Source organism: Paenibacillus durus (genome assembly GCF_000756615.1).
Lineage (GTDB): Bacteria > Bacillota > Bacilli > Paenibacillales > Paenibacillaceae > Paenibacillus_AQ > Paenibacillus_AQ durus.
In genome coordinates this window covers 3,339,067-3,361,552 of record NZ_CP009288.1, presented here as the reverse complement: position 1 = coordinate 3,361,552, position 22,486 = coordinate 3,339,067, and the positions used below count along the sequence as shown (strand labels likewise).

The following is a 22,486-nucleotide window of genomic DNA, read 5'->3' as shown; positions in this document are numbered from 1 at the left end:
GATGAATAGAATCATCTTCCCACAAGGGTTGAAGATCTCTCCGGATACGCTCGGCGGCAGGTCGATTGGCGAATTGCAGTCTGCGCTTCAGAAGCTGAAGCTGGACATCTCTCCGAGCGACCTTGCCCGCAAAGAAATGGGAACCTCCACACAGGAAGCGATACGAACCGTTCAGGAACGGGTCGGCCTTCCTGCGGACGGGAAATTGACAAAAGAAACCGTGGCCAAACTGAACGCGGAGCTGGCGCATACCTTTGTGGCCGGGAACAAGACGCGGACGCAGCGTCTTCAGGAGCTGCTGCAGCGCGTGGGGCAGCCGATTGATCCCGAAGAAATTAGGAACCGGAGATTTGGACCCAGCACCGAGCAGGTCCTGAAGCGATTCCAGGCCAACATGAACCTGGCGCAGGACGGACGGGTATCGGATGAAGTTGTAGCCAGATTACGCGCTGAAGCGCTCAAGGCCCGTTTCAGCTCCAAGGGACAAGTGGCTGTGCTGCATCGAACCCTTCTGCGGGCGCTCCACACCGCCAAGCTCGGCGAGGTGCGGGTAGATCACGGCGAGCTGCGCGGAAGGCATATTGGAGCTTCAACCCGGGCCGCGCTTAAAGCCTTGCAGCAGAAGTATGGTCTGCCCTCTACCGGAGAGCTGGACCCTGACACCTATGACCGGCTGATTTCGCTTGCGGCCAGCATTCCGCAGCCTATTATGCGTATGAAGCCGGGGAGTGCGGGGGAGCTGAAGCCGATCCGAAAAACGGCAAGGCTCAATATGAAGGCCCGCCACGTCAACGATGTGCAGGAAGCTTTGGCTTATCTGGGGTACAGCATCAATGAACAAGAGTTCAAGAGCCAAACCTTCGGCAAATCGACCCGGGAAGCCCTGGTTGAGTACCAGCGTACCCGGTTACTGCCTGTAACCGGGCATGCCGAAGGTCCGACCTTGGAGAGTCTCAACCGCGATTTGCGTCAGGTCAACCCCCTGGCAAGCGAGAAAGAATATGCTTACCGCGTGCGCGGATCGGTACGCGACCCTCTCTGGGCCGGTATGGGCGGAATTAAAATACAGGTGTGGGAGAGGCTGATCGGCGGCCCGGGCGCTCTGCTTTCCGAACGTCAGACGGCTGGAAACGGATTTTTCGATATCCCCTATGAACCGCCGCGCGATTCGGCCACCAAGCAGATCAAGCGGTCGTTCTCCCTGGAGGTCAAAGCGCTGGGCGTCGGCAATCAGGAGATTGGCAGCCGTACGCTGGTCAACCCCACCATGATTTGCTGGGCCAATTTCACGCAGGGCGACGAGCCTTACCGCGGCATTTCCGAGTTCGAATCGCGCATGGCCGAGCTGAACAAGGCCATAGCACCCACAGCCGTAAAATCGCTCGTACAGACGGAGCAGAACCGGCAGATCAGCGAGGCGTCGCTGCGGGCCGGAATGGCTGCCGAAGACATCATGCGTCTCGTGCTCGCGCATCTCGCCGCCGACAAGCTCAAGCATCCGGTTCTGGGTCCTGAAGCCTGCTATGCCTATATCGGACAGAACCTGCCTCCCAGCCTGCCCGGCGATCTCATCGAGAGCACCGAGGACTGGGAGCTGATTGACCAGCTTGTCGAATCGGCCTGCGGCGGGCTGGTGTTCATGGACGGCGAACTTCAGGCGTCGGCTTTCGGGAACGCCATTACGCTGAATCTGATGCCAATTGCGGTAGTCTTGCAAAAGCAGGCCATCCTTGACGCTCTTGCGGCACTCAAGCGGACTTATGCGCTCGAAAAGCCGATTCTGATCGGCAATGGCAGCTTGCAGGCTCTTCTTGAGGCGTCGCCGGGGATGAAGCCGCACTCCGGCGCCGTTGCGGACACATTTATCAAGTTCAAAAGCCTCGGCCCCGATTTCTGGTCTCACTTAAGCGAGAACGCAGTCGAATTCGGCGGGAAAGAGGCCGTTGCGGAATTTGAAACGGTCGTTAACGTAGGCCATATCACCAAGAACTTCAAGCCCATGCTGAATCTGCTGAAGCAGAAGATCGCCGATCCGAATTTCACGCAGATTCAATCCGTCCGGGATCTTGCGAAGCTTACAACCGGGCAGTGGGAAGACCTGATTAACGAGAATGGAGGGCAGGTGCCTCCGAATACAGACGGCACGGATAACCAGGCTTCGACTTATGCCGCCACGCTGGCCAGTCAGAGCGAGCGGCTGTTTCCGGCCGTTGCGCTTGCTGCGGCGGTTAGCCGCAGCGAGAGTAATCCGCTGCCACATGCGGCTGAAGTTCAGAAACTGCTTGACCAGCATCCTGATCTTGAACTTCGCACAGCGAATCTCAATGTTTTTTTCGAGGAAAAGGGCATTACGGATTCGGACGTTCTTCAGGAAACCCGGGTGCTGCAGCGTGTACACCGGATTGCGCCTACCGCCATGGCCGGGCAAGCGCTGCTTGACCTGAAGATCCACAACTCGGCTCAAATCATGTCGCTCGGCAAAGCACAATTCGCGGAAGCCCTAACGGCTACCCAGCTGGTTGACAAGCGTACAGCGCTTACCGTCTACGGCTTGGCCGAGTATCAATATGCGCAGGTCCTGCAGCGAATCGCGGATTATCGCCTGGAGCTGCACGGTACGAATCCGCGCGCTATCATGGATTTTACTTTCACGCCGGAGGAACTGCCTTCGGCTTTAGCGGGGAGCTCCGATTTGGAGACCCTGTTCGGCTCGCTTGATTTTTGCGATTGCGCCGACTGCCAATCGGTGTGCGGTCCATCCGCATATCTGGCCGACCTTTTGCGCTACCTTGACAGCCATAACTCCGAGACAGCCGGCAAGACGGTAAAAGACGTGCTCTTCGGCCGGAGGCCGGACATCGGCAATATCAAGCTTAACTGTGAAAATACAGAAACACCGCTGCCTTATATTGATCTGGTGTGCGAAGTTCTGGAGAACGCCATTCCCGCGCCGAGTCCGAACTTCAGCTTTCAAACGACCCGAACCGCAGCGGAGCTGCGGGCTTTTCCGGAGCACGTCAAGGTTGACGCCTACAACACGCTGAAAGCTGCCAACTACCCGCTGGACAATGCCTTCAACCTGTGGCAGGAAGAGGCGAGGGGATATTTGCAGCATTTGGGAGTTCCCCGGTGGGAGCTTATGGAGGCTTTTCAGACGGTCCAGTCCGGGGCTGCTCCATCACCTTCCAATGTCAGCATTGCCGGAGAATATTGGGGGATGTCGACGCACGAAACGGGGATGGTTACTGTACTAGCGGGCACGGCAGCCAGCCAAACGGTATTTTGGGGATTTGATGCCAATCTCACCGAGATTGCCATCTCCGGCTTCATGCGCCACAGCCGTTTGAGCTATGGGCAGCTGCTCGACCTGCTCTGCGTACGCTGGATTAACCCCCCGGGCGATCCGGGTAAAATGGTGATTGAACGTCCTAACGCCACCTGCGATACCGATATGCAAAAAATAGTCAACCTCACCCCTGACCGCCTCGACAAAATGCACAGGTTCCTGCGTCTGTGGCGGCATACCGGCTGGGCCATGTGGGAGCTGGACCTCCTGATTCGAAATACCGTTCTTGGCGGCGGCATCATGAACCAGGAGCTGCTCGCGAGGCTTAAGCGGTTTCGGCAAGTTCAAGAGCGGCTGGGCCTGCCGGCAGATGAGACGCTGGCACTGTATGGCGATATCAATACTGAAATTCGGGTACAGCCAGACAAGCCTGAGCGCAGCATTGATCCGCTGTACAAGGTGATGTTCCTTAACCCTGCCGTGGTCAGTCCGGCCGACTCCGGATTCGTCCTGCCTCTTGACGGCAGCGGCCATCTACCGGAGCACAAGGCGACCCTGCTGGCGGCGTTCGCGTTAACAGAGGCAGACCTGGAACTGCTGCTTGCTAGACTGGGAAATAACAGCCTCACGCTTGCCAACCTGTCGAAGCTCAACCGCTACGTGGTCCTAAAGCGGGGGCTGGGAATCGGGATTAAAGATTTGCTGGCCATGGAATCATTGTCCGGCGCTGCCGATATTTTCGCTTCGCCCCAAACTACACTGGAGTTCATTGGGATGCTGGACTGGGTGGCGAAATCCGGCATGTCCGCGGATGAGCTGGACTATCTCTTGAATTTCAGGCCGGAATCGCCTTACGGCCTTCGTGAAGAAGCGATAACCGGATATGTGGCGGCTCTCCGTGAAGCGCTGCGCAGCAGCGCAGCCGCCCAGCGGGAAGGCACGATCATTTCGCAGGTTGCAGCGGCGTTTACGCTGCCCCCCGGACAGGTTCAACTGCTTCTCGGTGTGATATTGGAGGGGAAGACGCTCGGAGCGCATCTGAATGCTCCGGCTTTAACGCTAAGAGACGGCACCGGGGTGTACACGCTGGCGATTACAGCCGGAAATTTTCCTGAAATTTATAGAACTTACCGCTTGCTGCACAAGCTGGCCAAGCTGCTGACCCGCCTTAAGATGACCAGGGACGACCTTGGATGGCTGTTGCAAAAGGCCGGAGACTTCAATCTTCTTAACCCGGGCGTCCTGCCAGTGACCGGGAGCGCGGTACCTGCGGCGCCGCTGTTTCCCGCTTGGCTGGCGCTGTTCCAATGGCTATCCTTCAAAGGTCTGTATCCCGAACCGGAAGGGATATCCCTGCGGACAATATTTGATCTTGCGATGGCAGCCGCAACTCCGTCTAACGAAATAATAGAATCCATTGCCGAATTGACGCAGTGGAATTTAGACGATCTGAATGATCTGGCAGCAGGCCTGGGGCTTCAGCACGGCGGGGTGTCTTCCGATTACACGCGCATTGGAAGCTATCTCCGGCTCCTGGAATGCTTTAAGCTGATCAAGCGAACGGGCATCCGTGCGGGCACACTTCTTGCCTGGAGTAATCGTGATAACGATACGGGCGGCGCCCAGGCTTTGGTATCGCAGCAAATCCGTCAGGCCGTCAAGTCCAGATACGATTACAGCGTCTGGCTGGACAAGGCGGCGCCGATGGAAGACGCGCTGCGGGAGAAGAAGCGCAATGCGCTGATCAGCTATCTCGTGGAGACTTCGCAGCGTACCGCAAGCCCCGATATTGAGGTTGGCGGCAAAAAGTACGCCAACCCGTCCTATTGGCGTGATGCCAATGACCTTCTGGAATATTATCTGATAGACGTCGAGATGGGAGTCTGCCAGCTAACCTCGCGCATCAAGCAGGCTATTAGCTCGGTACAAATGTTCGTGCAGCGGTGCATGCTCGGTCTTGAGCAGCCTTTTGTCGAGGTTTCCCGGGCGGAGCAGCAGGAGACCGTCACAGACAACAGCTGGAGCCAATGGAAATGGATGAAGAGCTATCGGATCTGGGAAGCCAATCGCAAAGTATTTCTGTATCCCGAGAACTGGATCGAACCGGAGCTCCGCGATGATAAATCGCCGTTCTTTAAAGAGCTGGAAGCGGAAATCATGCAGAAAGACATCACCTTCGAAAATGCTCAAACGGTCTTTCTGAACTATGTGCAGAAGGTGCACGAGGTGGCGCGTCTTGAGATCACAGGGGTCTATTACGAGCTGGACGATACGGATCCAAGGGATAACTTGGCGCCCGACATCAATCTATTTCACGTAATCGGCCGGACCCGGGCACATCCTTCAATTTACTACTACCGACGGTTCGACCTGAATTATGGAGAGTGGACAGCCTGGGAAAAAATCGACGTGGACATCCAGAGCAACCAGGTGATTCCCGTCGTTTATAACCGGCAGCTGTATCTGTTCTGGCTGAGTTTTATCGAGAAGCCCCAGAAAGTAAAGAAGCAGCCGCCGGCCAAGCCCAGCAACGATACGAACGTACCCGAAACACCGAATCAGATCGAGATTCAACTGGCGTGGAGCATGCAAAAAGACGGCGGTTGGACAGCCAAGCGTGTATCCAAGCAAAAGCTTATCCATCCGTGGCAGCGCCCTCTCTATGCCTACAATCTGAAGCCGCGCTACAAGAGCCGGGAAAATCTGCTATGGCTGGACATTTACATCTCCCAGTCACCGGAGTTTAACAGCACTCGCTTTTGGGACGCTTACCGCAATACTCGGGAATATGTTACCGCTACCCATCCTTACGATGAGCGGGCAAGGCCGTGGCATTCTTCTTCGTTCGTGTTCGACGGAGAGGTGGTAGACGTCAAGATGAAGGGGCTGAACGGCCAGTACCATGTGCCGGACAGCAGCGGAGTCGCTACCGACGCACTGACGCAAACTAACTCGTATACTTACGTGCACGACAATTTCGGTGAAGAAGGACGGGCTATCCACAAGCTGTCAGGCCCGTATGAGATTGCGCCCCGGCTGCCTTTGCCGGCTGGCATGCATTATGACAATGTGCGGCTCGCAAATGACAAACGGCTGCTTAACGGAGGCAATGCCAATGTACTGCAGAACGGACATACCCAGACACTGCTGAGCGCGGCAAAATCACCGTTTGAAATCGTTTTTTCCCAGCATCAGATTGCCTTTGATACAGCGATGTGGGGAAGGGTTCCTTTGTTCTATCAGGATAATTTCCGTACATTCTTCATAAAGCCGGAATGGCAGCAGGTGATCGTCGGCTATAACCAAACGCTCCAAACGTATAATTATAACTTCTATCCGTTTTACCATCCGTATACTGCGCTGTTCATGCGAGAGTTGAACCGATCGGGAGTAGACGGGTTGCTAAACCGGCGCATCCAGCTCAGACCGCAGGAATACTATCCGGGTAACAACTTCAGCTTCGGCAGCTACAGTCCGAGTTCGGTCGCCAAGCCGGATAGTACAGTCAAGCATGATATCGTCGATTTCGAGCGCTATGGGGCGTACTCCATCTATAATTGGGAAATATTTTTCCATGCGCCCCTGATGATCGCTTGCAGATTGAGCGCGAACCAACGCTTTGAGGAAGCCATGCGGTGGTTCCACTATATTTTTGACCCGACCAATGTTGAGACGCCAAATGTTCCGCAGCGCTACTGGATCACCCGGCCGTTCTTCGAACAGAGCAGCGATGATTACCGGAAGCAGCGGATTGAGAATCTTCTCCGGAATATCGAACAGCACAGCGACGAACTGAAAGCCTGGAAGAATCACCCGTTTAAGCCGCATCTGATCGCCCGTTACCGTCCTGTGGCTTATCAGAAGGCCGTGGTGATGAAGTACTTGGATAACCTGATTGCCTGGGGAGACCAGCTCTTTCGGCGGGATACGATTGAATCCATAAATGAAGCCACCACGCTTTACGTGCTGGCGTATAAGCTGCTTGGAAGAAGGCCGGTGAAGGTACCGGGTGCCGGTCATGCGGATCGTTCATATAATGAGCTGACGGCTGACGGAGCCCTTGACCCGTTTGGCAACAAGCAGGTGGATGTCTTAATGGAGAACTTTACGGATGTGCCGGTTCGGGTAACCCGGACAGCGGAAGGGGCTGAGCCGCTGCCGCGCCTTGAGGTAGCCTATTTCTCCATCCCTAACAACGGAAGGCTGCTCGAATACTGGAATACGGTCGAGGACCGGCTGTTTAAAATCCGGCATTGCATGAATATTGAAGGGGCCGTAAGGCAGCTGCCGCTGTTCGAGCCGCCCGTTGACCCGGCGCTTCTCGTCAAAGCTGCGGCTGCTGGCGTGGACCTTGGCAGTGTGATGAGCGATATTGCAACTGCGCCGAGTCCTTACCGCTTCGAGCGGCTGGCGCAAAAGGCGGCGGAGCTGTGCGGCGAAGTCAAGACACTGGGGGACAAGCTGCTCTCTGTTCTGGAGAAATTCGACGCAGAGGGGCTTGCTCTTCTCCGCTCAACCCAGGAGATCCGGCTGCTTCAGGCTGTGCGTGAAGTGCGCATGAAGCAGGTGGAGGAAGCAAATGAGAGTTGGGCGAGCTTGGAGCTGAGCAAATTGATGGCGGCGCAGAAAAAGGAATACTTTACAAGCCGCGACTTGATCAGCCCTTGGGAGGGTATAGCTCTTGGGCTTGGCGGAATTTCGGCAGCGGCCCAGGCTGCGATCGCTGTCGGTTATGCCCTGGCAGGCGGCCTGGCGCTCATTCCCCGGTTTACAGCCGGTGCCGCCGGCTTCGGCGGTTCTCCGGAAGCCACTGTGGACGCGGCTGATGGACTCCGATTCTCAAAAGCAGCCGAGGCGGCTGTGATGACCTTAAGCGCTGTCGCCGCAGCAACGGACAAGCTGGGATCGCTGGCCTCCACGATGGGAGGCTACTGGCGCAGAAAAGAGGAGTGGGACTTCCAGGGCGGGCTGGCAGAGACGGAGATTCTCCAAATCGACAAACAAATAGCGGGTGCTAAAGTGCGTTTGGCCATTGCCGAGAAGGAGCTGGAGAACCACGAGCTGCAGATCGAGGAGGCCCATGCCGCTGACGAGTACATGCGGAGTAAATATACTAACCAGCAGCTATATGAATGGCAGATCCGCCAAGTGTCGTCTATCTATTTCCAAAGCTACCAAATGGCTTACGACATGGTTAAACGGGCGGAGAAGTGCTTTCAGTTCGAGACAGGCAATCCGGCGTCGACATTTGTGCAGTTCGGCTACTGGGACAGCCTGAAGAAAGGTCTGCTGGCCGGTGAGAGGCTGACGAACGACCTCCGTCGTATGGAGGCGGCTTATCTGGAATCCAATACGCGTGATTTGGAATTAACGAAGCATGTTTCGCTGGCTGAGTTTCTGCCTCTCAGCTTACTGGCACTGAAAGAGGGCGGTGCCTGCTCAGTAATTTTGCCGGAATGGCTATTTGATATGGATTATCCCGGCCATTTTTCCCGCCGCATCAAGACGGTCTCCATCAGCATTCCATGCGTAACGGGACCGTATACCGGAGTGAACTGCACACTGTCGCTGACCAATCACGGCATACGAATAAACGATAATGTGGCTGCGGGTTATGGAAATCCGCTGGCCGCCGGGGATATCCGGTTCTACAAGAGTCCCGTTCCGGTAACCGCAATCGCCACCAGTCATGGACAGAATGATGCCGGAATGTTCGAGCTGAACTTTGAAGATGACCGATATCTGCCTTTTGAGGGTGCGGGAGCGGTGAGTGAATGGCGGATCCAGCTGCCTCAGGAGAATAATCAATTCGATATGTCGACGATTTCCGATGTAATCATTCATCTCCGTTATACAGCCAAGGCCAGTGGAAATCTGGACCTGGTCAAAGCTGCCAAAGACAATGTAGCCGCCATCCTGCCGCCGTCAGGGAAGCGTCTCCTGGTACTGAACCATGAGTTCGGAACGGCCTGGCAGCGTTTCCTGCATCCGGTCGCGGGTGCCGAACAAGTGCTGACTTTTGCATTGGACCGCGAACATCTGCCATTCTATGCGCGCGGTAAAAGCAATATCAATCTAACCAAGATAGACCTATTCGTGGAAACCAAGGAAACCGGCAGTTTCAGCGCCAAACTGAAGGTTCCGGGCGCAGCGGCGGCGTCCGATGAGACGATGAATCCCGATCCGGCATTTGGCGGCTCACAGCACCTTGCCAAGAGCGGCTTTGCCGCCGGCGTGCCGCTGCTGGGCGAATGGCAGCTCCAAATCAAGAAGTCGGCGGACACTGACTTCAAATCGCTGCAGCCGGGCATCATCCGGAATGCCTATCTGGTTGTGGAGTTCAAGACATCATGAAGCCGGAGCGCACGCTGCGCCGCATTACGGAAATGATTGTCCACTGCTGCAGTCCGGATGAGGTTCTGCTGTTTGGCTCCTATGCCAAATGCCAGGATAACAGCGATAGTGATCTGGATATTTTGGTCATAGGCAATTTCCGCAGTTCTCCGTCTCTTCGCGGAAACGAGATTAAGCAATGGCTGCGGCGTTATCCCATCACTGTGGACCTGCATTTGATGACACGCGAAGAGATAGAAGCCGAGCTGCGGCAGCCGTACGGTTTCGTTCGTTCCATTCTCTCAAGCAGCGTGGTCCTGTACAGAAAAAAATGAACTTTGACAAATAAATATATTGAAAAAATATTAAAAATAGGTTAAAATGTTAGTATTCGGAAGAACTTAAAGTCGAAGTATTGTTGCGGAATGTTCCCAGGAGGAAAAGCTACGGCATAAAAAGACTTCTGATCTATTCGAGAGTCCCTCGGCCACTCTGTGCCTGAGGGCTTCTCTTCGTTTAGGAAACTAAACTTAACGGAGTTGATTGTTCATCAGCTCAATTAGCAGAAGAGTATGGACAAACTTTGCTTAAGTATTTTTTTACTCATTGGGTTGAACTGAGAACGACGGGACAATTTCATCTCATGAATGAAGTCTATAAGAGAAGCTTTACGCAAATATTTAATGAGAAGGCGATTTCATATGCTTAAATTCTATCGTACCAACCCTAAACAAGTGCTTCATGTTGGCGATTCGGCTTCGGATGTGCTCGGAGCTAGTAGAGAAGGCATCGTAACTTGCTGGATTAATAGAAATAATAGAGTTTGGGAGCATGATGTTAAACCAGACTACATAGTACAGTCATTGAATGAAATTGAAGAATTATTGATGACAAGAAAAAATTAGGGCGATAGTTCTAAACCTTAGGCTGAGCGTGCATCCATTCCAACTAAGGCAGAGTGCCTGTTTCGACAAGTAAAAGGTGGTAATTACTGACCATTGATTTTATATTCGATTATTGTCACAATAGAAATGCTATTATATATTACGAAATTGTTACTTTTATGTGGGCTAGGCCAGAGAAGAGTCAAGTGCCGCTGAATCTATAATTCGAGAGCCGATGCTTGATTTGAAAATAGGTCTTTTTTTGCATCAACAAAAGTATGTTCCCCGCCGATATAGAATTTGAACTACACTATAGATGCTGTACATAAAGAACGGGGAGGAGCTGAAAATGCCAGAAGGCCGTATTCACTTGGTTCAGAACGGGCAAAGTGTAAAGGATAATCTGAGCCCGGCAAAGGAACTGGCCTTGCGCTTGATTGAGCTGTCCGGCGGGCTGGACAATGTGTCGGAAGTAGCTCACTGTACAACCCGTATCCGCCTCAGGTTACAAGACAGCACCCGCGTGGATGAAGCCGGCCTTGCGCAAATCGAAGGGGTTCAGAACGTGTTCGTTCATACCGGACAGCTGCAAATTATTCTGGGACCGGCAATCGTCTTTAAGGTGCACCGTCAAATAGTTCGTCTTCTTCAGGACTCTGGACCCGAACATAAGCGGGAAGCGGAACGTCAGCACGGAACTGGCGAACCGGAAAGCCCCGTCCCCATCGCGGGGGCCGGCGATACCTCGCTTCCTTCCTTGCGGGGGGCATGGAAACGGAAAGTCTGGGCGCATCAGGCAGGAGAAGATTCATCTACGGAGCTGAATGACTCGGCAAAAAGGGGCTTGATTGGCCGGGTGATGGGGGCGGTCGGCTTTTTTTCCGATATCGTAGTGCCGATCATCCCGCTCTTCGTCGCGGTTGGCCTGCTTCTCGGCTTGATCAGCATGATCAAAGCCTTCGGTTGGGCGTCCCCTGACAGCACATGGTTTCGGACGCTATTATTGCTGACCGGCTCGGCCTTTCAAATCTTGGCCGTGATGTTCGGTTATCATGCGGCTAAGCGGTTTGGGGGCACCCCTACGCTCGGCGCCGCTATCGGAATTGTCATGACCCGGCTCGACTTATTGCATATGGCAGGAACCGGCGGAACAGCGTTACTTAACCCTGCAGATTTAACGAACACCCCGCAGTTTGGCTATCAAGGCACCGTAATTCCGATTATTCTTGCGGTATTGTTGATGACGCTGATCGAGAAGGGGCTGCGGCGGATTGTTCCGCCATCAACCACCATTTTGCTGGTTCCCTTTCTCAGCTTTGTCGTTGGAGGCGGCCTCGCTGTTCTGGTCATTGGGCCGCTTGCTGCGCATCTGGGCGGCTTTCTTAGCGGCTTGCTGGAAGAGGTGTACCGATTTGGGAGTACGGTATTCGGGCTGGTCCTTGGCGGGATCTATGGTCTTATCGTCTTGACCGGGCTGCACCACGGCATTCAGGCAATTGAAATCGGGCTTATTTCCAATCCAAACGTCGGGGTCAACTTTCTGCTTCCCATCTGGTCGATGGCGAATATCGCTCAAGGCGGGGCCGGACTTGCGGTGTATACAAGAACCCGGGACAGCGAGTTGAAAAAGATAGCGCTTCCCGCCTCGATTACCGCCTTTCTTGGGATTACTGAGCCGATCGCATTCGGCGTCAACCTGAAGCTTGGCCGCCCTTTCCTGGGCGCAGCGGCGGGAGGGGCGGCGGGAGGGGCTTATGTAGCCTTTCATGAGGTGGTAGCCAATTCGTTCGGATTGACCGGGATTCCGATGATCGCCTTTATTGTCCCGCCTGGACACATCAATTTCATTCATTATATGGTCGGTCTCCTGCTGGCTGCGGGAGTGGCCTTCGTAGTTACCTGGGTTCTAGGAGTCGACACGCATCGGCAAGAACAATGATTCAAATACCAATCGTAAAAGCACAGGAGAATATCATGAAAATCAAAAAAATTCTGAACAATAACGCGGTTGTGGTACACGACCTTGGAGAAGAAAAGATTGTCATGGGTTCCGGTATTGCTTTTCAAAAAGGAAAAAACGATATTGTCGATCCGTACCGCATCGAGAAAGTGTTCATTATGGACGATCCGGATCAATATAGCCATCTGAAGGAGATGTTTCGAACACTGCCCGAAGAGGAAATTGCCGTGTCGGAGAACATCATTTCCTTTGCGGAGAGCGAACTCTCAGTAACCTTCAAAAAACATATTCATATTGCGTTGACCGATCATCTCTCATTCGCTTTAAAGCGGCTTAGCAAAGGTATGGTCATTCAGAATACGCTTCTGCAAGAAATCCGGATTCTCTATCCGCAAGAATTCCAAATCGGGCTGCACGCGAAAAGAATCATTCGAGATAAATTGAATATCGAAATTCCGGATGACGAGGTCGGTTATATCGCCATGCACATCCATACTGCTTGGGTTAATGCCGGAGCTTCAGGGGCAGGTACGGACAGAGCGGCCTTAATCCGGGATATTGCCGAAGGAGTGGAACGTATCGCCGGTGTTTTTTTGAACCGGGCTTCTGCCACCTATGAGCGTCTGGTGAATCAACTCGAAAATATTCTTAGAACCGATGACAGCGGAAAGCTGTGCAATGAACTGGACCCTGAAATTGTCAGGATCGCCAAGGAACGCTATCACACGGCTTACGAGCAGGCAAGATGGATCGCAGGCCAGGTGGAAGAGGACTATGGCTATACGTTTGCCGACAGCCAATTGGTATTGATCGCCATGGAGATTAACCGGATGGGTACCCGGTTGAAGGATATGGCGAATTGAGTTTCTTCATTATAATGTATATAAAGTATTCTCATAAAAGAAACGGATCCGTCCATCGTGGAACGGATCCGTTTCTTATTCAGCCCCGCCTTCAAGCAACTTCACTATTGCAACGCTATCTTCTAATAAAGATGAAAATAATGTCGAACTGTTCAGGAATAATTAGGAATTTATGAGGATAGACCGAATGAAAACCCCTCCTTTTCACCTTATCCAAAAAGAGGAAATTTAGTCTATAGTTATTGTGTGCTGAAAAATATAGAATAGCCGTGACAACAAAACATTGTCGGGATTGTTACTGCTAAGCAGGCAAGACCTAAAAATCCGATTGGGAATTTTCCCAGAGGAATTTTTAGGTCTTTTTTCTGTTTGGCGGGAACAAAATATGAAGCAGAGAAGGAGACAGAGCATGAATATCAAAAAATTTGTAAAGCAAGCAGCAGCAGTAACTTTTACAACAGCTTTATTGGCAGGTGGCGGAACTTCAGCATTTGCGCAAGGGAATGATAGTACAGATTACAAAGAAGATTACGGATTTACCCACATCACACGCTTTGACATGCTGAAAATACCCGAGCAGCAGCAGAGTGAACAGTTCAAAGTGCCGGCGTTCGATGCATCGACCATCAAGAACATCGCTTCGGCAAAAGGTTATGATAAGTTTGGCAATCTGATCGACTTGGATGTATGGGATAGCTGGCCGCTGCAAAATGCCGATGGAACGGCAGCGAATTATAAAGGCTACGAACTCGTTTTTGCCTTGGCCGGAGATCCGAGAGACGGTAATGACACTTCGATTTACCTGTTCTATCACAAAGCCGGAGACAATTCGATTGACAGCTGGAAGAGTGCCGGCAGAGTCTTTAAAAACAGCGATAAATTCGATTCGGGCGATCCGATCCTCAAATATCAGACCCAAGAGTGGTCAGGTTCCGCGACATTGACCAGTGACGGCAAGGTGCGCTTGTTCTATACAGACTTCTCCGGCGCGACGTGGGATGGCGGAACGGGTTATGGCAAACAAACGTTAACTACGGCTCAAATCAACCTGTCCGAGCCGGACGCCGATTCACTGAAGGTGGACGGTGTTGAAGATTATAAATCCATCTTTGACGGAGACGGAACAACCTATCAAAATGTTCAGCAGTTTATCGATGAAGGAGCCTATTCTTCAGGCGATAACCATACGTTAAGAGATCCTCACTATGTTGAGGACAATGGTCACAAATACCTTGTATTTGAGGCTAATACAGGCACTGAAGTGGGTTACCAGGATGAGGATGCCTTCAATAACAAAGTCTTCTATGGCGGAAATAAAAAATTCTTCGAAGATGAGAAAGATAAATTGCTGCAAAGTCCGCAAAAACCGCTCGCTACGTTAGCGAACGGCGCTCTTGGCATGATTGAATTAAATGATGATTATACGTTGAAGCAAGTCATGAAGCCTGTAATTGCGTCCAACCTCGTAACGGATGAAATTGAACGTGCCAACGTATTTAAAATGAATGGCAAATGGTATTTGTTCACCGATTCCAGAGGATCGAAAATGACCATTGACGGAATCACTGCTAAAGATATTTATATGCTGGGCTTCGTATCCGAATCGCTTACCGGACCTTACAAGCCGTTGAACGACACTGGACTTGTGCTGCAATTGGATCTTGATCCTGCGGATCTTACCTTTACTTACTCTCACTTTGCCGTACCGCAAGCCGACGGTAAAAATGTGGTTATTACCAGCTATATAACCAATCGCGGTTTCTATCCGGAGCATCGTGCGTCCTTCGCGCCAAGCTTCCTGATGAGCATCAAAGGCAACAAGACTTCGGTTGTCAAAGACAGTATCCTTGAACAAGGACAATTGACGATCAACTAAAAATAAGCATAAGCCATCAAGCGAAATATACTCATACTGGGCGGTATGGGTCTATGGACCTATACCGCTTTGCTTTGCTAATATCGTGTTTTTTTGGCGGAGAATTGAAGAAAAGGTAGTCGATGTTAGCTTAAGATAAACCATATTGAATCCATCTAAACTGTTAATAATTAGTAATCATTTTAGGTATATATGAGGATAGACCGATAAGAGGAATACGTCTTTTAGCCTTAACCAAAACGGGAGTTTTAGTCTATAGTCAGACCATTGTTCAACAATATAGAATAACCGTGACAACAAAATATTACGGGATTGTTACTGTTTAGGCAGGCAAGACCTAGAAACTCCGATTGGGGATAGCAATACTATCTATTGATATCCTCATAGGAATTTTTAGGTCTTTTTCTGTTGGAGAGTAACAAAATTCAAAGGAGAAAAGGAGACAAGGTATGAACATCAAAAAGTTTGTGAAACAAGCAACAGCAGTAACTTTTACAACAGCTTTACTGGCAGGCGGGGGAACTTCTGTTTTTGCACAAGGGAAAGACAGCGTGGTTTACAAAGAAGATTACGGCATTTCCCACATCACACGTTTTGACATGCTGAAAATTCCTGAACAACAACAAAGCGAGCAGTTTAAAGTTCCGCAATTTGATGCATCGACTATTAAAAACATCTCTACCGCCAAAGGTTATGACCAATACGGCAACTTGATCGACCTGGATGTGTGGGATAGCTGGCCGCTGCAAAACGCCGATGGAACTGTGGCCAATTATAACGGCTATGAAATTGTTTTTGCTCTAGCGGGAGATCCTGCCAGAGGTTGGGACACGTTCATCCACATGCTCTATAAGAAAGTCGGCGACAACTCTTTTGACGCTTGGAAGAGCGCCGGCAGAGTATTCAAGGACACCGACAAGAATGTTCCTAACGATCCAATTCTGAACCTGCAAGGGGAAGAATGGTCCGGTTCCGCAACCTTGACCTCAGACGGTGAAGTTCGCTTGTTCTACACTAACCGTCATGGCTGGGACCCGGCACACGGCTTCTTCGGTAAACAAACCTTGACAACGGCTCAACTCAATCTGTCCGAACCGGATGCCAACACGCTGAAGGTAGATGGCGTAGAAGATTACAAGTCGGTCTTTGACGGCGACGGAAAAATTTATCAAAATGTTAACCAGTCTTTCGGCGGTGGTGACTATTCCGATAACCATACCTTGAGAGACCCTCACTACGTTGAAGACAATGGCCGCAAATACCTTGTGTTTGAAGCAAATACCGGAACGGAAGTGGGTTATCAAGGGGATGATTCCTTCTTTAACAAAGTCTACTATGGCGGAAGCAACAAATTCTTTGAAAATGAGAAGGATAAACTGCTGGTAAGCCCTAAAAAATCTCTTGCTTCTTTGGCCAACGGGGCGCTGGGTATCATTGAATTGAACGATGATTACACGCTGAAGACCGTTATGAAGCCGCTGATCGCATCCAATCTTGTTACGGATGAAATTGAACGGGCTAACGTATTCCAAAAGAATGGTAAATGGTATCTGTTCACGGATTCCCGTGGATCTAAAATGACCATTGACGGAATCGGCGCGAAGGATGTTTACATGCTGGGTTATATCTCGGATTCCTTGACAGGACCTTACAAACCGTTGAACGACAGCGGACTTGTTCTGCAAATGGATCTTGATCCTAGAGATGTTACTTGGTCTTACTCCCACTTTGCTATCCCGCAAGCTGATAGCAATAACGTGGTCATCACAAGCTACATGACGAACAGAGGTCTCTATCCGGAGCACCGTTCTACCTTTGCACCAAGCTTTGTGGTAAACATTAAGGGTGACAAAACTTCGGTTGTCAAAGACAGCATTCTTGAACAAGGTCAATTGACGATCAAATAACAACAGGATTTTACGCATAATTAAGAAGAGAAAATGTCAATTTACATTGGCATTTTCTTTTTTCTTAAAGCGAGGTGTTCACTTGAACAGCAACAAAGCATTTAGAAGACGATTCGCCATATGGATTTTTTGTTTAGCCGGTTTGATTGCGATAGGGTTAGCGGTTCATTTTTCAACAAATGACAACAAAGAGGCGACTATTGTTAATGAAGAAACTCCTCTATCCAATATAAAGCCTACTTATCGGGCAGCCTACCATTTCACAACTCCCGACAAATGGATGAACGACCCTCAGCGGCCGATTTATTTGGACGGCAAGTATCATTACTATTATCTCTACAATCGCGACTATCCTCATGGAAATGGTACAGAGTGGCGGCATGCGACTTCAACGGATTTGGTGCATTGGACAGATGAAGGTGTCGCCATTCCCAAATATACGAACCGAAACGGCGATCCTTGGTCGGGGTCGGTCGTTGTAGACACAGATAATACGGCAGGCTTTGGTAAAGGGGCTCTGGTGGCGATTGTAACACAACCCTCTGCTGATGGCGGGAAGCAGGAACAATATTTATGGTACAGCACAAATAAAGGGAAAAAGTTCACCTCTTATCGTAACGTTCCAGTCCTGCCGAATCCGGGAACACATGATTTTCGCGATCCGAAGGTTATCTGGGATCCGGAGTCCCGGAAGTGGATCATGACGATGGCGGAAGGAACGAAGATAGGTTTTTATGAGTCTTCGAATTTAAAGAATTGGCGCTATATCTACGGATTTATTACGGAAAATATCGGTATAGTGGAGTGTCCTGACCTTTACAGGATGCGGGCGGATGACGGGACCTATCACTGGATTCTTGGGGCCAGCGCAAATGGGAAAGCGACGGGTAAGCCGAACACCTACGCTTACTGGACCGGAAAATTTGACGGCAAGGAATTTGTCCCGGATATCAAGGAGCCGCAGTGGCTTGATTACGGATTTGATTGGTATGCCGCTGTAACGTTTGAAGAGGGGGCAGGCAGCGATAAAGACAGCCATCGTTATGCTCTGGCCTGGATGAACAACTGGGATTATCCCCATACTACGCCCACGATGCAGGAAGGGTATAATGGAACGAATTCCATCGTTCGTCAAATCAAGCTTAAGTCTGCGGACGGTATGTACCGTTTGGTTTCACAGCCCGCTGAAGGATTGAATCAATTGACGAAATCAACGGAATCCTTTCAACGAATCGAGGTCAACGGCTCTACAACGCTTAATACAACCGGAGATGCTTACCAGCTTGACGCGGACATTTCGTGGTCGGAGGTTAAGAATGTAGGCTTCAGACTTCGAGAATCTGCAGACAAGAAGCGGCATGTCGATGTCGGGGTTTTTGTGGAAGGCAGTTACAGCTATGTGAATAGAGCAAAGACATGGCAGCCCGACAAGCGTGGAACCTATGTAGAAAGCAGGGCGCCGCTTAATACTGGCAACAAAAAGGTGCATTTAAAAATCCTCGTTGATAAAACAAGCATCGAAGTCTTTGTTGATGACGGATCGGTCGTATTTTCCAATGTCATTTTCCCCGGATGGAAGGATAAAGGGATCACTCTTTTTTCAGAAGGGGGCACGGCGGTCTTTGAAAATGTCGTGATCAAGCACTTGGGCAAAAATTAATCATCTTGCCAAGCACCGGCTAGCGCAGCATTTTTTCAGCAGCGTTAGCCGGTGCTCCGGCGCCTTCTTGCTTAATATTCAAAGCTATCGAGCTGATCCATGGAATCAACTATTTTCTTCTTCTGTTCTAGCTCGCCGTCAGATTCCATATCCAAGCCTCTGTCTCTGGCAGCCTGCTCTTCCTTATCTAGCGCAGTCCGGTTCATTTCCTTCTGCTCATTAAATTCCTGCTTTTCTTCTGTCACGGTATACCTCCTTCTGAAGCTGTCTAAATTGGTGGGCCTTAGCGGATGTCTCCTTGCCGGGTCCCTTACCATTGTTAACCAATAATATCTCCCTTAAGCAAAAAACAAACGTTTTAACCGCTATATTTGTCTGATACCATTCGTTGAAGTTTGTAATAGACTATATCATCCTCAGATAAGGAGTGATATAGTTGGCAAACAGAGATGTGCGTCTTGCTCTTTGGTCGGGCACCAATTTTACCGGCCGCCGGATTCTCTTCAGACGGGGAGGAGTTGCGGTTCGTGATCTTGGAGCGTTTCGGTTTGACAATGTTCTCTCGAGCTTCCGGCTCAGAAATGTTGTGCAGAGCTCTCAAGTAACGCTTGTACTGTTTTCACGAATTAACTTTCAGGGATCATTCCGTGTGTTCCGTGGAAGCCAAAACGTAGCGAACTTGGGCAATTTTAACTTCAACAATGTCACATCTTCGTTTATTTTGGTAGGCCGCAACCTGACCAACCTCGAAATTGCCCTAATTCAAAGCACGGGCAGACCGCCTCGCGACATCCTCATCATAAGACAGTAATACCGCAAATGGGCGCCTTGGGGCGCCCTTTTTTTATGAAAACATCACTCACTCCAAGAGATTGTCCGCCGTTCATCTTCAGTTCATATACCTATATTATTCTAAATTCATTAAATACATAGGAGGGCTCTTTATGAGTACAAAAAGAAAGTCCAAGACAAGAAAATGGCTGGTAGTAAGTGTAATAGTGATTGCCGTGGCGGTCATTGCCGGTGCAGCGCTTATGCGGCCCGCAGCCGCTTCCTATGAAAGCGTAGTGGCCAAATCTGGGGATATCACCACCTATTATTCTTTTTCAGGAAATGTCGAAACGAAAAATCGTCAAACGGTTATAGCGGAGAAGATATTACAAATTTCGGATATAAAAGTCGAAGAGGGAGCTACGGTTAGCGAAGGTGATGTGCTGCTAACGACAACTGCCGGAGATGAAATTAAGTCTAAAATCAACGGTGAAATTGTGAAGATCAATGTAGAAGATAACGCTCAGGTCATGGCTGGAACGGCGCTGATAGAAATCGTGGATTACAATAATCTGGAGCTTAATGTCAAGGTGGATGAATACGACATTCATGCCTTGGCGGAAGGCAAGGAAGCAGCAGTGAAAATCGGGGCAATCAACAAGGAAATGACAGGGAAGATCAGCAGTATTTCTAAGGAAGGCCAGGTTATGAACGGGATCACCTTCTTTATTGCGACGATTGACCTTGCCAAAGATGAAGACCTCAAGATCGGCATGTCGGCAGAGGTAAAGCTGATCAGCAGCAAGGCTGCGGGTGTTGTGACATTGCCTATGACAGCCATTCAGTTTGATGATAACAACCAGCCCTATGTGCTGAAGAAGGATCAAAATGGGGCGGAGGTCAAAACGGAAATCACGACAGGCATCAATGACGGGACAACCGTTGAAGTGAAAAGCGGGGTTGCAAACGGAGAAACTATTCTCTATAAAAAAGCGGCTGTGGCATCAACAGGCGTAGGATTCGGCAGAGGAGGCGGCAATGCGAATGGTTCGGACGGGGGCGGAAACGAATGACAGAAATCCTTCACATGGAAAATATAAATAAAAGCTACTATATGGGTGAAGAGGAGCTGCCTATTCTGCATGATGTTAACTTAACCATCCATTCGGGTGAATTTGTATCCATACTGGGTCCGTCAGGCTCAGGCAAATCGACCATGATGAATATCATTGGCTGTCTGGATGTGCCATCGTCAGGGAAGTATCTGCTCTCCGGCAATGATATTAATGACCTGGATGAGATCGAACTTGCCAAAATACGAAATAAAGAAATAGGCTTTGTCTTTCAGAATTTTCAGCTTTTGCCCCGGATGACCGCACTGCAAAATGTGGAGCTTCCATTAATATATAGAGGTCTGTCATTTTCGGAACGCCAACAGCGCGCAAAAGCGATTCTGGAACGCGTAGGCCTAGCGGATAGAATGAAAAATCTGCCCAATCAGCTCTCCGGCGGACAGCAGCAGCGTGTGGCTATTGCCCGCGCATTGGTTACTGAACCTACTATCCTCCTTGCGGATGAACCGACAGGCGCCCTGGATCAAAAGACCGGATCACAGGTCATGGAGCTGTTCGAAGAACTGAATAACGATGGAAGAACGATTGTGATGATTACCCATGACATCAAGATTGCCCGGCATGCCAGAAGAGTCGTTCATATTTTAGACGGTCATCTAACTGAGCAGACGGGGCAGGAGGTGGAGTAGATGCTGTTTGAAAGCATAAAGATGTCTTGGGAAAATATTATTCATAACAAGCTCCGTTCCTTCTTAACCATGCTTGGCATTGTTATCGGCGTAGCCTCGATTATCGCATTAATTACGATCGTTCAAGGGGCGACGAACAGTATCAGCGATCAGGTCAATGCGCTTGGCGTCAACCGGATTATGATTAATGCAATGGGCACTCCGCTTAAGCAGGGCCTTAACGAAGATGACATGAACAGCATTTCGAAATTAGACAATATCAGCGGTGTATCTCCTACGGTTTCAGGCAAAACGGGTATTGTGTATAATGGTCATGTCAAAGAAGACGTATCGGTTCAGGGGAAGAATGAGGTTTACTTTAAGGCTGATTCAAGCCTATTGAAATCCGGAAGGGCGATCAATAGATTGGACCTGGAAAGCAAGAATCAAGTTGCTGTCATTGGCAGTAATATCGTGAGTGAATTCTATTACGGGGTGAACCCTGTCGGCAAAGAGTTAATGATAAACGGGACAACGTACACGGTAATCGGCACATTAGCCTCTTCCAGCGGATTCGGGCTTAGCTCAAATAACGATTCAATCCTCATTCCATACACAACAGCGCTGCGGAATTTGAACGTAAAAAGCATTTCTAGTCTGGATGTTTATCTTAAGGATACCAGCTTGGCGGATGAATCGGTAATCGATATTAAAGGCGTACTGAACGCGGCATTTAATTACAAGGATAATGCGTACACCGTTAATAATATGGGAGATATGATCGATTCCTTCCAAACCATGATGTCGATGATGTCCATGCTTCTTGGGGGGATTGCCGCCATTTCGCTTGTTGTCGGGGGAATCGGCATTATGAACATGATGCTTGTATCCATCACCGAACGGACTACGGAAATCGGTCTTCGCAAAGCTCTGGGAGCGACGCCTAATCGAATACAGCTTCAATTTATCATCGAATCGATATTCCTCTCGCTTATTGGCGGACTGATCGGATTAATCCTTGGCGCGCTCATTGCCTATATTGCCGCGGCGCTTATTGGACTAGGTTTCTCCATCTCCATGTCTACCGTGTCACTGGCGATAGGATTCTCGGCGGGTGTGGGTATCATCTTCGGGTATATGCCTGCCAGAAAAGCCAGCAGACTCAATCCGATCGACGCGCTCAGAAGCTTATAATAGGCAGATAC

Annotated in this window: 13 protein-coding genes; 12 read left to right on the top strand and 1 reads right to left on the bottom strand. The window is 50.2% G+C overall.

Annotated features, from left to right (window positions below; all coding sequences use genetic code 11):
• The first annotated feature begins 1 nt into the window (after position 1).
• The 8 genes from PDUR_RS14175 (at position 2) to PDUR_RS14140 (ending at position 18,769) form a co-directional block, all read left to right on the top strand.
• Entirely contained in the window at positions 2-9,640 is a 9,639-nt protein-coding gene (locus PDUR_RS14175; protein ID WP_042206837.1) for a Tc toxin subunit A-related protein, read from the top strand.
• On the top strand, positions 9,637-9,954 hold the full coding sequence (locus tag PDUR_RS14170; protein ID WP_042206836.1) for a nucleotidyltransferase domain-containing protein: 318 nt from the start codon (positions 9,637-9,639) through the stop codon (positions 9,952-9,954). The genes PDUR_RS14175 and PDUR_RS14170 overlap by 4 nt, the downstream gene beginning before the upstream one ends.
• A 312-nt stretch (positions 9,955-10,266) precedes the next feature.
• Complete coding sequence (locus PDUR_RS14165) at positions 10,267-10,524, top strand: HAD family hydrolase (RefSeq protein ID WP_081949526.1); 258 nt, start codon at positions 10,267-10,269, stop codon at positions 10,522-10,524.
• A gap of 328 nt (positions 10,525-10,852) precedes the next feature.
• Positions 10,853-12,442, top strand: a complete 1,590-nt coding sequence (locus tag PDUR_RS14160) for a PTS transporter subunit EIIC (protein WP_052410228.1) — start codon at positions 10,853-10,855, stop codon at positions 12,440-12,442.
• Positions 12,443-12,477: 35 nt separating this feature from the next.
• Positions 12,478-13,326 carry a PRD domain-containing protein gene (locus tag PDUR_RS14155; protein ID WP_042209370.1) on the top strand — a complete coding sequence of 283 codons (849 nt, stop codon included), beginning with the start codon at positions 12,478-12,480 and terminating at the stop codon, positions 13,324-13,326.
• A gap of 409 nt (positions 13,327-13,735) precedes the next feature.
• Positions 13,736-15,202 (top strand): glycoside hydrolase family 68 protein, encoded by a 1,467-nt coding sequence (locus PDUR_RS14150; protein ID WP_042206834.1) that lies wholly within the window; start codon positions 13,736-13,738, stop codon positions 15,200-15,202.
• 449 nt (positions 15,203-15,651) lie between these two features.
• Positions 15,652-17,109: a glycoside hydrolase family 68 protein gene (locus PDUR_RS14145; protein WP_042206833.1), complete on the top strand. Its 1,458-nt coding sequence runs from the start codon at positions 15,652-15,654 to the stop codon at positions 17,107-17,109.
• 82 nt (positions 17,110-17,191) lie between these two features.
• A complete protein-coding gene (locus tag PDUR_RS14140; RefSeq protein ID WP_042206832.1) occupies positions 17,192-18,769 on the top strand; it encodes a glycoside hydrolase family 32 protein in 1,578 nt (525 codons plus the stop codon).
• 71 nt (positions 18,770-18,840) lie between these two features.
• Here PDUR_RS14140 and PDUR_RS28790 read toward each other — a convergent pair whose 3' ends face one another.
• Positions 18,841-19,014: a hypothetical protein gene (locus PDUR_RS28790; protein WP_156130464.1), complete on the bottom strand. Its 174-nt coding sequence runs from the start codon at positions 19,012-19,014 to the stop codon at positions 18,841-18,843.
• Between the two features lie 191 nt (positions 19,015-19,205).
• Here PDUR_RS28790 and PDUR_RS14135 point away from each other — a divergent pair, with 191 nt between their 5' ends.
• From PDUR_RS14135 to PDUR_RS14120, 4 genes are all read left to right on the top strand, one after another.
• Positions 19,206-19,580 (top strand): hypothetical protein, encoded by a 375-nt coding sequence (locus PDUR_RS14135; protein WP_042206831.1) that lies wholly within the window; start codon positions 19,206-19,208, stop codon positions 19,578-19,580.
• Between the two features lie 133 nt (positions 19,581-19,713).
• Complete coding sequence (locus tag PDUR_RS14130) at positions 19,714-20,613, top strand: efflux RND transporter periplasmic adaptor subunit (protein ID WP_042206830.1); 900 nt, start codon at positions 19,714-19,716, stop codon at positions 20,611-20,613.
• 5 nt (positions 20,614-20,618) lie between these two features.
• Positions 20,619-21,302 carry an ABC transporter ATP-binding protein gene (locus tag PDUR_RS14125; RefSeq protein ID WP_179945211.1) on the top strand — a complete coding sequence of 228 codons (684 nt, stop codon included), beginning with the start codon at positions 20,619-20,621 and terminating at the stop codon, positions 21,300-21,302.
• A complete protein-coding gene (locus tag PDUR_RS14120; protein WP_042206828.1) occupies positions 21,303-22,475 on the top strand; it encodes an ABC transporter permease in 1,173 nt (390 codons plus the stop codon).
• Positions 22,476-22,486: the final 11 nt, after the last annotated feature.